The sequence below is a fragment of the Collimonas humicola genome (genome assembly GCF_018304945.1).
Classification (GTDB): domain Bacteria; phylum Pseudomonadota; class Gammaproteobacteria; order Burkholderiales; family Burkholderiaceae_D; genus Collimonas; species Collimonas humicola.
This window is the reverse complement of the sequence record NZ_JAGQEE010000001.1, coordinates 994,467-1,007,453: the sequence shown is the minus strand read 5'-3', so window position 1 is coordinate 1,007,453 and position 12,987 is coordinate 994,467. Positions and strand designations below refer to the sequence as shown.

Annotated in this window: 15 protein-coding genes; all 15 read left to right on the top strand. The window is 54.9% G+C overall.

Annotation, left to right across the window (positions count from 1 at the left end):
- The first annotated feature begins 7 nt into the window (after positions 1–7).
- Positions 8–553, top strand: a complete 546-nt coding sequence (locus tag KHU30_RS04530) for a hypothetical protein (RefSeq protein WP_211441415.1) — start codon at positions 8–10, stop codon at positions 551–553.
- Between the two features lie 69 nt (positions 554–622).
- Complete coding sequence (locus KHU30_RS04525) at positions 623–1,117, top strand: hypothetical protein (RefSeq protein ID WP_211441414.1); 495 nt, start codon at positions 623–625, stop codon at positions 1,115–1,117.
- 133 nt (positions 1,118–1,250) lie between these two features.
- Positions 1,251–1,538, top strand: coding sequence for a hypothetical protein (locus KHU30_RS04520; RefSeq protein WP_211441413.1), 288 nt, complete (start codon positions 1,251–1,253; stop codon positions 1,536–1,538).
- A 1-nt stretch (position 1,539) separates the two neighbouring features.
- Positions 1,540–2,976 carry a hypothetical protein gene (locus KHU30_RS04515; RefSeq protein WP_211441412.1) on the top strand — a complete coding sequence of 479 codons (1,437 nt, stop codon included), beginning with the start codon at positions 1,540–1,542 and terminating at the stop codon, positions 2,974–2,976.
- Complete coding sequence (locus tag KHU30_RS04510) at positions 2,976–3,620, top strand: hypothetical protein (protein ID WP_211441411.1); 645 nt, start codon at positions 2,976–2,978, stop codon at positions 3,618–3,620. The genes KHU30_RS04515 and KHU30_RS04510 overlap by 1 nt, the downstream gene beginning before the upstream one ends.
- Positions 3,621–3,635: 15 nt before the next feature.
- On the top strand, positions 3,636–4,466 hold the full coding sequence (locus KHU30_RS04505) for a hypothetical protein (RefSeq protein ID WP_211441410.1): 831 nt from the start codon (positions 3,636–3,638) through the stop codon (positions 4,464–4,466).
- Positions 4,467–4,473: 7 nt separating this feature from the next.
- Complete coding sequence (locus KHU30_RS04500; RefSeq protein WP_211441409.1) at positions 4,474–5,256, top strand: hypothetical protein; 783 nt, start codon at positions 4,474–4,476, stop codon at positions 5,254–5,256.
- Complete coding sequence (locus tag KHU30_RS04495) at positions 5,253–5,720, top strand: hypothetical protein (RefSeq protein WP_211441408.1); 468 nt, start codon at positions 5,253–5,255, stop codon at positions 5,718–5,720. Before KHU30_RS04500 ends, KHU30_RS04495 begins: the two co-directional genes overlap by 4 nt.
- 155 nt (positions 5,721–5,875) lie before the next feature.
- The gene (locus KHU30_RS04490) at positions 5,876–7,774 is read left to right on the top strand and encodes a hypothetical protein (protein ID WP_211441407.1); all 1,899 of its coding nucleotides are present in this window, start codon (positions 5,876–5,878) and stop codon (positions 7,772–7,774) included.
- Positions 7,774–8,379, top strand: a complete 606-nt coding sequence (locus KHU30_RS04485) for a tail fiber assembly protein (RefSeq protein ID WP_211441406.1) — start codon at positions 7,774–7,776, stop codon at positions 8,377–8,379. Before KHU30_RS04490 ends, KHU30_RS04485 begins: the two co-directional genes overlap by 1 nt.
- Positions 8,376–8,675, top strand: a complete 300-nt coding sequence (locus tag KHU30_RS04480; RefSeq protein ID WP_211441405.1) for a hypothetical protein — start codon at positions 8,376–8,378, stop codon at positions 8,673–8,675. The genes KHU30_RS04485 and KHU30_RS04480 overlap by 4 nt, the downstream gene beginning before the upstream one ends.
- A complete protein-coding gene (locus KHU30_RS04475) occupies positions 8,675–9,673 on the top strand; it encodes a hypothetical protein (protein WP_211441404.1) in 999 nt (332 codons plus the stop codon). Before KHU30_RS04480 ends, KHU30_RS04475 begins: the two co-directional genes overlap by 1 nt.
- On the top strand, positions 9,673–10,176 hold the full coding sequence (locus KHU30_RS04470; RefSeq protein ID WP_211441403.1) for a hypothetical protein: 504 nt from the start codon (positions 9,673–9,675) through the stop codon (positions 10,174–10,176). Before KHU30_RS04475 ends, KHU30_RS04470 begins: the two co-directional genes overlap by 1 nt.
- 261 nt (positions 10,177–10,437) lie before the next feature.
- Positions 10,438–10,866, top strand: coding sequence for a jacalin-like lectin (locus KHU30_RS25655; RefSeq protein ID WP_211441402.1), 429 nt, complete (start codon positions 10,438–10,440; stop codon positions 10,864–10,866).
- A 169-nt stretch (positions 10,867–11,035) separates the two neighbouring features.
- Entirely contained in the window at positions 11,036–12,985 is a 1,950-nt protein-coding gene (locus KHU30_RS04460) for a defense against restriction DarA-related protein (RefSeq protein WP_211441401.1), read from the top strand.
- Positions 12,986–12,987: the final 2 nt, after the last annotated feature.

Here is a 12,987-nt window from a genome sequence, read left to right as displayed (position 1 = left end):
GAAAAGAATGAAAATTAAATACTTAACTCCTTTCCTATTAGTCTTTAGCATTGCACATGCACACGATACAGATTTTAAAAAAGAAGTAACTGATAAAGTCAATGCGAAAAGTTTCGTGACGATGATCCTGCCTCAGAAAATTGATGGCCAGATTTATACTCCTCTTGCCGCACAATATTTCCAGGGTAACGATTTCATGCCGAGTTGCTCCTTGTTTAATCGAGAGGATGTCCAAAAACAATTGGAATTGATAGCTCCCTCAGAGGGGCAATTCGGAAACTGTCACCAGGTTATAACTAAGCCAACTGTAAGTAAGATTAACGCAGATTATTACGCGACTTATCGTTATGTAGTGGAAGATCCAAGAAACGAATTTACTCCAACATATCAGTTGGTGAAATTGACCAAGGATGGTTTTTACAAGTGCAAAGAGGATTCAGCAATTAATAAAAGTATTGACCTGTCTATTAAGAAAAAAATAAGCGTAGATGGTGCCGTGAAATCTGCTATCAAGAAAATCGGCTGTACTGTTGATGAAAAGACGTTCGACTAGACCCGCGGTGTAAGTCGAGAACTCAGGCCACTGCTCGATGCCAACGGCCCGCCAAAAGGAAAAATCTCTATGTTGAAGTATTTCGTTTTAATCGCATCCCTGTCGTTGCTTGCATCCATCGCCTTTGCCGAGGATGAGGACGGAGATATCGCGACACGCTTCGGTGCGCTACGAATAAACGATGAGAACGTGCTTCTGTATAAAAACAAGCCATTGAATCCTTCGATTCGCGGGAACAGTAGTCTTCAGGAAGTCGGCACCTATCAACTCGGAAAAAATGATGTCGTTCTCATCCAAGACAACGGTGGGAGTGCCTGTCCTGTTCAGCTTTATTTCGTTACCGTTTCGGCTTCAGGTGTGAAAGCAACTCCTCCATTCGGAACTTGCACCGATTATTTTGATGTAAAAAAAATGGCAGATTCGATTTCAGTAACAATGCCGGCATGGATCGGGTTAATGGCATCAGAATCCTTGCAACGAAAGGTCGCAAAGGAAAAAGACCATGTTTTCCTTTTTAAAAGTGGCGTAGTGACTGAGAACGGGAAACCGGTTCAAGCGAGATAGCGATTGCAGGCTGCTTGGCAGCAGACACTTACGGCCACCGCTCAGGTGGCCTTTTCTTATTCTCCGATGGTTGGGATCTGATACAGGAAAACCTCCGTTTTTCACCAATGGCGATGGCTCTATCATCATCGCCATGAAACCGACGATCACCGCCCAAGACATTCAATCCATGGTCAGCCACTGGCTGAGTACGCCACCTAACGGCTATCTCGGCTCGGATTACGGCGCTGATCCCCAATCGTTGCTGCAAAATCCCATGGCCGCCGGCATCGGCGATGCGTTCATCGGCAAGATGCGCGAGGACGTGCCGGCGTTGGAGGCAATGCCGGCTGGCGCCGTGAATGTTTTCTATGTCGATGCCTTGCCGGATCGCCGCGAATTGATTGTTGACGTCGCCGGCTGGCAGGAGCGGGTGAGCTGACATGGCCTATTCCAAGGAAGACTTTGATCGGGTGATCGTCAATTCGGTCTCGCAATTTCCCGAGCTAGCCGCGCTGTACCAGGTAGGCGATCCGCGGCTGCTGCAGGCGCAGTCCGCCATTGCCCAAATGATGGCGATGATGTCGCAGCAGATCGAGCTCGGCGCGATGGAACCCTTCGACAAGGTAAGGGATTCGACGGTGCTGGCCGATGCCTCGCTGAAGGGACTGATGCCGATGGCGACGCCGGCACGGGTGCGGGTGAGAGTCGACAATCCAACGAATCTTCCCTTTGCCATTGGCGCCGGTCGCGGCCTGCTGGATTCCAGCGGGCGCATGTACGTTACCGATTCGCCGGTAACGGTTCCTGCCGGCGGCGTGGGGCATGCTGAGCTGCTGCAGAAGCAGGTTCGCGCCATTGAGCACACTGTGACCGTCTCGCAGCCGTTCTATAAGATTGAGGTGCCGCAGCCCAGCGACGGGCGCTTTATCAGCGGTATCTCCGTAGTCGACTCTGCTGGCACACCGTATACATATAGTGTGGAATTTACGAATGTTGCCAATGGCGACAAGGTATTCCATGTGGAATGCGACGAATACCGGCGCTTGTTCGTCGTGTTCGGCTATACCGGTTATGTGGGTTATCAGCCCAACGTCGGCGAGGCTCTCACCCTGACCGTATATGAGACCACAGGGGACGTGCGGCCGGACGCCGGCAGCCCCTTCGCCCTGGATTATGCGATAGCGCCGCAAGACGGCCTGATCAAGATCACGATGGATTCGTTGCTAATTCCTGGTGCTGCGCCTATTGATATCGCGACGCTGCGGGAACTCTGCAAATACCCATCCGCCTATGACCAGACAGCGGTGTATCTGGGCGAGTTCGACTTCCTGGTTCGCCGTAATATCGCCGGACTGAAATTTCTCTCCATTTGGAATGAAACGATTGAAGAGCTGGTGCGCGGGCCGAGCCTAGATAATATCAACCGACTGTTCGTCTCCTTTGTACCGCCCGATGGCGCCACGCGTGAATCGATCGAACAGGAGATTGTGCGGGTGATCAAAGCCGCCGACGACTCCTATCGGATTGTGTTCACCACGCCAGCCATTCTTGCCATTGGCATAACAATCGTTGCCGAGGTGGCGCGTATTCACGACGCCGCGGCTGTCAAAAAGCAGATTCTCGATGTGCTGCTCAAGGAATACGGCGAGAAGGCCGTGCCGATCCGCGCCGGCATGCTGGTGGTGAAATACAAGGCGATCTACGCGCTGTTGAAGAACAATGTCCAAGCGCTGCAGGATTCGGGTAGTGACTTTTCAGTGACGATCGCACCTATGCAAGGCAAGCAATTGCCGGAGCATTTCCGCTATATGACGTTGGATAGCGTGCATGTCTCCGTGACCCTGGCCAATTACAACCTGGGTTCCTGGGGGCAGTAATGGGCGCAGATAGCAAAATCCCATCGCTTGGCCCGCTCCAGCACAGCCACGACGCCAACGCGCTGGAAGCTGAGCTAAAGCAGCTGGTCCTGTTTTTGTTCAAGACCCACTTGCGGGACGCCGAGCGCGAACTCAACGTTTATGGCGTGCCGCACCTGGGTTCCTTGCCCTTGATCGAACGGCACGTGAAGCGGGAAGGATTGGCGTTGATTCGTACCGAAGAGCCGGCCATGCGCTATCTCTATAAAGCCTGGCGTGCGCGGAATCCCAAGCGAGGGCTGCATTTCCTGAGGATGTATCTGCAACTGCTCTGGCCGAACGGCTGGATCGTGGAGCAGCTCTGGCAGGATAAGAGCAAGCCCTATCCAACCGCCTTGAGTAGCGCCAGCGGCATCGGCAGCGCAGATCCGGGTGTCACGCATTATCTGACCAGCCGGATCCGGGTGTCGATCGATGATGAGGGAGAAATGGGGATGAACATTCCAATGGTAGCGCCCGCGTTGCGCGCGGTGATCGCTGCCAAGTATGTGCTGCAGCTATCGCTGCTGAAGCGCTTTGAGAACGAAATCGGTCTTTTTAATGGCGCCATGGCGCAGCAGTTTTATCGGGCTGAGGGCGAGGCGATGCTGCCTTCACCGCACTAGACAGGAGAGAGTAGGATGCGAACAGGTGTGATTCAGTACAACCTCAATGATCGCGGTCGCGAACTGACGGGGAAGCCGCGGCATTTTAATATCGACAAGGTCGCCGCGTTTATCAATGGCGCCAGGACGCAGGAGCGCATTCAAAAGCGCGATATGTTCGGCTATTACGGCCATTGGCCGCGCGTTAAATTCGGCATGATGCCGCCGGAGGGTGGAATTTACCAAGGCAAGCTGGTCAAGTTGGAGCCGGCGATCTCAACCATCCATTTGAAGGCGTACCCAGACGGCACCATCGAGCACGAGGAAGAATTTCTGGCGACCGATGCCGGCCGTACTGCGCAAAAGATGTTTGAGAGTAAAAAGGGCGGCTTCTCGTCGGCGCTCAGCGAGGTTGAAGGGCGCTTCTTTGGTTTCGATTACGTTAATGAGCCCAACTTTGATGACAACCGCGGTTATGTGCTGGATGCGGCTAGCGCAGATGACGGCGGTGTGGTGCTAGATGATGCGGTGATTGCCGACTACAACCAGAATTTGCATGGCATGCTGGCGCTGCTGGATAGCGCCCAGGCTAGCCTCGGGGATGCCCGGGCCGATCATGAGCGTGCGCTGACGGTGATTGCCAGGCTGGAGGAAGAAAACGAACAATACCTAGCGATGCTGGCTAGCAGGCAGGTCTCGCTGGATTCGGCGGGAGCACTCCCTATGGTCGTTAGCAAGAGCACATTGAACTCGATGCGTGCGGGTGCGGCTGAATTTAAGCGCGCGATCTTGCCGGGTATCGTTGTACCGGACCAGCCAGAAAGTCGGTGCGTCGACAACCTGGTCAATCGCCTTCTGCGCCGCTGAGGATCCCATGCTTGAATTGAAAGAGGCCTTTGGCCGCTATATGGGGCGCTATTACGCCTCCCTCACGCCGACCACTAGGGCGATGAAGTCGTTTGTCGAGCGCGGGATCAGTCAAAGCATCGTATGGGCGCCGGATCGAATGATTGACCAGGTGCAGGATATGCTGGCCGCATGGCGCAAGAATGACAATGACGACGGTCCGGGCAGCAGCGCGTATTTGCCGGTCATGATTGTGGCGACCGGCAAGGATTATTCGCCGGTGCTGGGGGATTTTTCTCGGCAGGTGCCGGAGCCGGAATGGGTGACGTTGCCGGGCGATCCGCTGAACCGGATTTTTCAGCTACGGCAGATGCAGGGAGAACGCCGCGCGCAGATCGTCATTTGCGCCGCCGAGGATGAGACGGCGCGCAGCATGGCAGCCCAATTCACCTTATTTATTGCGGCGATCGTCAATCGTCGGTTTGATGCGACATACCGCTTTGCTGGCATCAACCATCACTGGCCGGTGATGCTGGAGGCTACTGACGTGCCGGCGATGAATGTCGACTCTGGGCAGAAGAACTTGACGATCTTGGCGATCGATCTGACGCTGAGAGAGACGATTCCCTTGTTCTCAGGACCGAAGGCGGGCGAACAGAACGACGGGAAGGGCGATGGCAGCGCCGATAATCCGCATGGCTATCCGGCAGTGGGACAAGTGATCTCGCACGACCTGGTGCAAAACGTCCATAGTCATGTCGTTGACGGGGCTCCAGATGTGCCATGGCTTCAGGGTGTGCCGGAGCTATGAAAATCCAAGCCTCGATCTCCGGCTACGGCATGATGCCGGCGACGGTGTATTCCTACTACGAGGCGGAATCCGACATTCTGCTGGTCAGCAAAGAGGCGGTCTTTCGCGCCGACCGCTTCAGCGACGCGATTCTGATCGGCGGCGTCGGCCTGGCCGAACGGGACTGCCTGTTCACCGATGTCGATTTCATGGACGCCATCGAGGAGTTCTTCATTCGTTCCAACAGTAAGACGCTGATGATTGATGATAAGGCCGCGCGTTGTGACCCGCGCCAGAAGCTGGAGCCGGATGGCATGAGCGACTTTGGCAAGCGGCTGTATCGGGTGTCGCCGGACATCACTTGCGGGCAGGTGGCGGTGCTGGCGACGGCGTTGTATGTCAAGAAGGCGCTGGGAATTGGCAGCGCGATGGAAATGCAGGACTGGTTTCTCGATGCTGGTCAGGGCGGGTTCGTGACGATCTGAATGGAAAATGTCATCATTTGCAGGGAATGGCGTAGCAGAAAATAGCAGCTATATTTTCAGCTACGGCGGCCAGACCCGCTGCCCTCCATGTGATGAGCCCCCCAGTCAAGACGCAACCAAGAACAATTAGTCCGATCCTCACCGGGGCCGGCGTGATGGCCGCGATCAATGTCCCAAAAACCGGGATTGAGGTGGCTGTTACCCGTATTGCTTTCGGTACAGGTAAATACAGGCCAAATGGCACCGAAACTAGCCTGCAGCATGAAATGATGTGGGTCACCATTGCAGGTGGCGGCAAGGTGTCCCCGACGCAGGTTCAGGTGCATGCTGAAGCGATCGCACCCGTTGGATCGCCATTCTGGTGTAGCGAAATTGGCTTTTACGCTGGCGACACCCTGTTCGCGATCTACAGCAAGCCCGATCAGCCCATCCTGTATTTTGCAGATGACAGCGTGACCACCGTCTCTTACACGCTGGGCTTAACTGCGCTACCGGCCGATTCGGTAACGGTGTTGGTGGATCCGAACGTCAATACGGCGATCCAGCTCATCGGTGCGCATGAAACTGCTGGCGATTCGCATCCGCAGTATTTGACCGAGCCACGTGGGGACGCGTTCTACGTCAAAAAAGCGGGTGATGTCATGGGACCGCTTTCGGTTGCTGCTGGCAAGGCTGATCCGGCGCGCACATCATTCGCGCTGGAAATCCGCGAGGCAACACGAGCCACCGACACCAATGGGCGAGACATTAGTTACGCCCCCAAAATGGTGTTCCATTGGGGAGGTGTCTGCGTGTCTCAGCTCCGACTGACTGCTGACAATGTTTTAGAAGTGGTTGCGGGCGACGGTGCGTCATACGGTGCATTGCAGGTTGGCAGCATCAATGTCACGTCAGCGATGACCATCGGCGGCCAGTCTGTGTGGCATCAGGGTAACTTTGATCCTAGCAGCAAGCAGAATACCATCGGTTATGTCCCCGCTAGGGCAGCGGCCACCAGCAGTTACGGTATTGGCGTGGATGTTTCTGACCGTGAGAGAAATGTCCTTCCCAAAGATCGTGACTTCGGTTTGTATCCCGATTTTGCCAATAATAGTGCTGATGGCCTCAATGATGGCGGTATCACGCATGGCCGGTTGACGTTCCGTCAGTATGGTGATGGAACCGATTTTTCTGGCGGCCCGGCGCACCAGCTTGGCTTTTCCGTCAACGGCAATCTTTGGTATCGCAACGGAACCGGTGTCACCTGGAACGGTTGGAACAAATTCTGGCATTCCGGGAATTTCGATCCAGCGTCGAAACAAAACAAGCTTGACTACACGCCTGTCCAGCAAGGCACCGGCATCGGCCAGCTCTCTAATTTGGTAAAAATTGGCTGGGCAAATGACGGTCTGAAAGCCACCGTCGACGTCACCGACCTGGGTTATGTTGTGTTTGGTGACCGACCCATGCGCATGCGCTGGGCGGGTCAACCTGGTCAGCCGCCGTGGTTGTTGGGTGGCAGCGGCCCAGGCGATATTTGTGCCTTCAATCCAGCTGAACTCAGTGTTAAAAACGCCACCAATGCCGGCGGCGCACAGACTGCGGAAAAAATCAGCAATAGCAACAGCTATATGCAGCTTCAGTGGTCGGACCCCGGCGGCCAGCCCGCGTATCTGTGGGGCAGCGATGGGCCAACCGCTGCGCGTCTCGCTGCCATCAGCAATCTCAGCGTCGGCAATGCACGCACCTGGAGTGGTATGCCGCTGCGGTATGCCGAGAACCCGCTAGCCAATCAACCTTATTACATACTTGGTATCGAGGCCGGTCACAGTGAGTTCTCCATCTACAACCGTACTGCGCTGGCCGTGGGATCGTGCGTGGCCGCCATGTACGCCAATCAACTTTCCGGTCAAGGCTTACAGCATGGCGGCGTCGGCGGTTACATATTGAACAAAAGAAAAGATGGTACAGGCCTTGCAGGTATCTGGGAGCAGCGCGGTCAGGTGTACGACTACGGATCGGGGGCAGTGGAAGGTAATGAATCGAGTTCAGTTTTATGGCAGAGGGTGGCGTAATGGAAACCAAGAAAAGCACACGAACGACGGACGTGGATGTTGGGAATATTGAAGAACAAGCGTCTGCGCCTGTATTCGATCTGCCGGAGCTAGCGCCTCCCGTTTTGATGGTACCGCAGCCTGCGCCGACCTTGGTGCCGTCCGAGCTGCCTGACCGGGTAGATCCGTTTGCCTATTCCGACGTCAAGACCGTTGTGCGTATGCCGAACGGTTTTCAGTGTTCCGTCAAATTTGATGCTTGGGACGACTATCGGACCTTCCTGGCGTGCGCCGACGATATTGAAGCCCATGGACGCGCAATATACGCCGAATGCAAGTCAGGTAAGCGTGGACCCACGCCGGATTATTTGCCGACCCAAGCCGAGCTACGGGATGCGGCGCAAGCGCGTATTGCACGCGAACTGCGCCGCGCCAATAGCGAGGTGACGAAATATCAGGATCGCGTCGACGTGGATGAGGCCAGTGATGCGGATGTTGCTCAGGTCAAAGCTTGGAAGAAATATCGGGTGAACTTGAACCGCGTCCCCGAACAAGCGCATTTCCCGCATCCCATCGTCTGGCCGGTGGCGCCTGATGACGTCAGCACAGCATTGGTTTCAGCATGAGCGCCAACAAGAACACAGCATCGACCGCGATCTTTTATCGTCAGGTGCGTGACTTTGTGGAAAAGACGCCGGTGTGGGGAATGGCGATTCGCTATCAAACCAAGCCGGATGAGCGCTTTGATATGACCTTGATCTCTCGGCGCGTCTATGGGCGCCCGGATGAATTCCTGGTGGTGATGGCTGCAGCCGGCTTGGATTCTGTCGAGCAGGAACTGCCGGAGCAATTGCTGGTGCTGCCGACGGAGTCTCAGTTGCTGACGCTCAAGACGACCGCGCGCTTTGGGAACTTTGGATAATGACAAATATCAATAGCGCAAAATTGGCAGCCGTGCTGGGTATCCGTGGTTCAGCAAAGGCCGTCGATCAACTCCGGAAGGCCGATGCAGAGCGACGCGCTAAGGCAGTCAATCTGTTACGTCCGCACGAAGTCAAAGGGGAATACAGCGCTGAACGCTTGTTGCTGACCTCCTTGGGCGGCGAGGTTCGCCTGATTACCAACGATGACCTGGTGGTTTTCAGGAAGAACGCCAAGGCACTCGGTAGCAAACTAAAGCCTGGGCTAACCGCGCAGCAAATTATTAATCTGTCTTTGCCGGAAGATCGCGAACGCGCCAATGAGCAGATCCGAATGGCTGTGCCGGCGGGAACGAATCGGGGGGACATTCGCTTTGTGACAGATGCCTCGGCTGATTCGGACGTGACCCGCCACTATGTGTCGGTGGAAATTATGAATTTCGATGCGGCGGTCGCATCGCCGACAGATCCCAAAGCACTGGCTAAGTGGCTGGTCAAAGACAGCCCTTTAAAATTTGAATGCGACTGCGGCCGTTTTACTTACTGGTATCGCTATATCGCCACCGTAGGGGGCTTTGTTAAAGGGCGGCAGGAAGCCGCGTATCCAAAGTTGCGCAATCCCAGACTCAGCGGGGTGGCCTGCAAGCACGCATTACGCGTGATGAAGGAATTCAGCAGTAGCCTGGCCGTGCGCGGCATTGTGGCCGGCATGGTCGAGCGTGGGCAAAAGGGCGCCATCAAACAGTCAGCGGTGATTGCGCAGGCCAAGGCGCGCGAAATCGCCGCGGCACAAGCGCGTAAAAATCGTGGCATCAGTGTCAAGAAGCCAAATAAATCGGCGGCGAGCCTCAAAAATGCTGTGCTGGCTGCAGCCAAGAAGGCGGATAAGGTGGCAGGTATGGCGGTCATTGAAGCGCAAAAGACATTACAAAAACTCAAAGATGCCGGCCAGCTCTCCCAGGCGGAATTTGACGTGATCACAATGAAACTGAAGGATTAATGATGCTGCACTCTGTACCAACGCAAATCAACAAGGCGGCGCGTAGTGTCACGTTGCGCCATCCGAATGGCATTCCATGCCATGCTTTCCGGCAGCGGTTATTGCGCCAGGCTGACGGCAGCATGGGCGGCATGCCGACGCTGGGCGGTCTTGGTGTCTTGGATTCCTCGGATGAGCCGGACGTCGAGTGGGAACTGCTGGGGGACGCTAAGCTACTGATCGTGGAGAATTTTCAGGCATCCACGGTTGTTGATCGTGGTGACGCGTTAGACAACGCCGAGCCGCAAATCCTCGCACTGATCGAGGCAACTATTCCGGTAGAGGATCATGCGCACTTTACGGCGAAGACAAAAGATGTGCTGTACATGCTGCTGCATGCCGACGTGAAGATCGCCTACGAGGTTGTGGCGATCGACGGTAGCATCAATATTGCCCCGTATAGCAGACGGTACATATTACAGAAGCGTGATGACCTGACACACATCGAAGGATTTAAGGAGTGAACTGTCGATACGGATCGTCGGACGAGTTTTCTTTAGATCGTTTGTTCGGAACTCTAGCTAACCAGAAACTCCAAAAAATCTGCGTCTTCATTGCCAATAAAATCTATAGCGATGCTGATGGAACCTATCAATTTTGACAGGTTAAGCTTTCTCGTTGGAAGTATATAATTTTTAACGACCATTTGGCAGAGAGGTCATATAGGCGATTGAAGTTTTCTTTCGCCTGTTTTTGATCCTGGTCGTTTCCCATGGAGAAAAAATATGTGCGGATTCACGAGAACTGAGCAACACGGCGGTAGTGGTGGTGGTGCATTTTCTACTGATCTAACCGAGACTTGCCAATTGGTAGGTATTAATATTCGCCATGGTTCTGGGGTGGATGCTATTCAAGCCGTCTGGAGCACCCCATCGGGAAGCCGCACTACTGGTGCGTGGTACGGTGGAGACGGCGGTGAATTGAGTAGCATCAATTTGGCCGCCAATGAGTATATAACTCGGGTCGAAGGACGGTCTGGCTCAGGGGTCGATCAACTGAAATTTATAACAAGCACGGGAGCCGCATATGGTCCGTTTGGCGGTGGTGGCGGTGATCCTTTTCTTCTGACGAATTTGCAGGATGTCCGCGGATTATTTGGCCGAAGCGGGAGCGGATTGGACGCGATAGGTTTCTTTGTCCCAGCGAAATGTTAAGAGAGACAGCAAGTCCGTAATCCTGCTTGCAGCAGGGTAAAAGGTGGAGCTTCTTGGCTCCTCTTTTTTTTTTGAGAAAATTCAAAGTCGCTCCAGTTCTACCAGCAGGAAAACACCTCTCAAATTGTGCTCCCGTTCCCCCTATCATTTGCTGCAATGAAGGGGATACATGGACGAATACACACGCATCGAAGCCGATGCCCATCGTGGCGCAATGGGCCACAACAATCTGTCGGAGCCGACTCAGGCCCAGAAGCTGGCAGGTAATTACAAAGTAGGCAGAACGACCCTTCACGGCATGGCAATCGCCATTGAGCAGCCGCGCGGCTCGTTTCGGTCCGGCGTCGATGCGGCCGGCCGCCTATGGCAAAACAGGATGTCGGCGCATTACGGCCATCTCGTTGGCACGATCGGCAATGATGGCGACGCGCTGGATGTCTTCATCGGCTACTACCCAGAATCCCGAGCTGCTTTTGTGATTAACCAGGTCGATCAGCAGACCGGTGCGTTTGACGAGCACAAAATCATGCTGGGATTTCCGGATGTGCAAGCGGCATCCTGTGCCTATCTGGAAAGCTATCACCGAGGCTGGCGGGGGCTGGGCGACATCGCCCCGATTTCAATTCCTCAACTCATATGGTGGGCCAAGCACGGCAATCACACCAAGCCGATCAACGCGGCGACTCTTCCAATTTTAGGGTACGACAACATGAAAAAAGTAATGTGGGACGGCGAGTCCCTCATTGGCAAGACATATGACGGTCTGCTGTACGACATTCGGCGTCACGATGAAGGCGGGTTGATGTACGACCCGTTGAGCGTGACGGATATTCTGGATGACGCAGAATGTGTCTATACCTTCGATGCGCTGGTGACGCCATTTTCGAAGCTTGAACGCAAGATGCAGATCATGCAGAGCGTCATGGAGCGCACTGGCGGCACCGTCAAGCCAGTCGCCATGCAGATTACGGAGCCATTCAAACAGCGGGGAACGGCCAATGTAGCGGTGGTCTACGAACTGTCGGACGGACAGACGCTCAGTATCTACTTTCACAATCCGGATGTGACGCCGCAAAAAATCGCACCAGCGGACGATCTGATTTCGTGGAAATGGATGCTCAATAAAAAGGACGTAACGATTGTTGCTGCCCCTGAGCGCGGTGTTGATCTCAATGTGCGAGAGGTGGCGAATCGCCTGATGCGCCTAGCCGAACGGAATTCGGCCACGTTCCAGCGCGCCAATGCGAAGCGCTCTGCGCGCATGCGGGCGATTGAAGCATTGAAGACAGCGATCACGGAAAAGGAGGCAACCCTGGCACGGTTGCGGCGCGAGTTGGAAGTCAGGCGCGTCGAGAAGGAGTCTACGCCCAGTGTTCCCGATAGTATCGGCACCGCGCCGACGGCACCTATCTCTGAGCCTGTCGCCGAGCCGGTCGCTGAACCGGCTCCTGAACCAACCCCAGAACCAGTCCTGGAACCAATCGCCGCAGTCACCATACCATCGGAACCTGTCGCGGATCCTGTTTCCACCGAGGCGGGTGAAGTTGTACCGGACGAGATCGTGACGCCAGAGGTCATTGAAACACCCGAGGGTAGCAATCCAATCTCTGAAGGTGGGATGCCGCTGATGGCCGCTGACCTTGTTTCTGTCACCCCTGCTGGCGTGACCGTTGATCCGGTTGTCGAAGCTAGTCCGGTTATTGTGGAGCCGATGGCAATGACGGATCCCGTCGTGGATCCTGTGAGCGAGCTAACGCCAGTTTCAGAACCGCAGCCGACGACCGAATCGCCAATCGTTGCCGAAGCCGACGTCATTCCTGCACCGGCGGAAGTTACCCAAGAGGTCGTTGCTGAAACTACCGTGGCGAGTGAGCCGACACCGGTTGAACAATCCGCGCCCGCTATTCCTGAGTCGCCTGCAATGACAGCAGACGAGGTGTTCCTGCAGTCGGTAATCGACGGCCAGGTCGACATCTTTGATCCGGCGCTGTCGACCAATATCGAGACGGTCCTGACTCGCAATCCCAACAACGCCGAGATCCTTGCGAAATGGCAGCGTGCCGTTTCCATCTATACCGCCGCCATGATGGCAGCAGCTTCCCAAACATTGAGTAATTGAAC

Coding starts and splice junctions, on each gene's coding strand:
- KHU30_RS04530 (WP_211441415.1), top strand. CDS start 8: ATGAAAATTAAATACTTAACTCCTTTCCTATTAGTCTTTAGCATTGCA.
- KHU30_RS04525 (WP_211441414.1), top strand. CDS start 623: ATGTTGAAGTATTTCGTTTTAATCGCATCCCTGTCGTTGCTTGCATCC.
- KHU30_RS04520 (WP_211441413.1), top strand. CDS start 1,251: ATGAAACCGACGATCACCGCCCAAGACATTCAATCCATGGTCAGCCAC.
- KHU30_RS04515 (WP_211441412.1), top strand. CDS start 1,540: ATGGCCTATTCCAAGGAAGACTTTGATCGGGTGATCGTCAATTCGGTC.
- KHU30_RS04510 (WP_211441411.1), top strand. CDS start 2,976: ATGGGCGCAGATAGCAAAATCCCATCGCTTGGCCCGCTCCAGCACAGC.
- KHU30_RS04505 (WP_211441410.1), top strand. CDS start 3,636: ATGCGAACAGGTGTGATTCAGTACAACCTCAATGATCGCGGTCGCGAA.
- KHU30_RS04500 (WP_211441409.1), top strand. CDS start 4,474: ATGCTTGAATTGAAAGAGGCCTTTGGCCGCTATATGGGGCGCTATTAC.
- KHU30_RS04495 (WP_211441408.1), top strand. CDS start 5,253: ATGAAAATCCAAGCCTCGATCTCCGGCTACGGCATGATGCCGGCGACG.
- KHU30_RS04490 (WP_211441407.1), top strand. CDS start 5,876: ATGGCCGCGATCAATGTCCCAAAAACCGGGATTGAGGTGGCTGTTACC.
- KHU30_RS04485 (WP_211441406.1), top strand. CDS start 7,774: ATGGAAACCAAGAAAAGCACACGAACGACGGACGTGGATGTTGGGAAT.
- KHU30_RS04480 (WP_211441405.1), top strand. CDS start 8,376: ATGAGCGCCAACAAGAACACAGCATCGACCGCGATCTTTTATCGTCAG.
- KHU30_RS04475 (WP_211441404.1), top strand. CDS start 8,675: ATGACAAATATCAATAGCGCAAAATTGGCAGCCGTGCTGGGTATCCGT.
- KHU30_RS04470 (WP_211441403.1), top strand. CDS start 9,673: ATGATGCTGCACTCTGTACCAACGCAAATCAACAAGGCGGCGCGTAGT.
- KHU30_RS25655 (WP_211441402.1), top strand. CDS start 10,438: ATGTGCGGATTCACGAGAACTGAGCAACACGGCGGTAGTGGTGGTGGT.
- KHU30_RS04460 (WP_211441401.1), top strand. CDS start 11,036: ATGGACGAATACACACGCATCGAAGCCGATGCCCATCGTGGCGCAATG.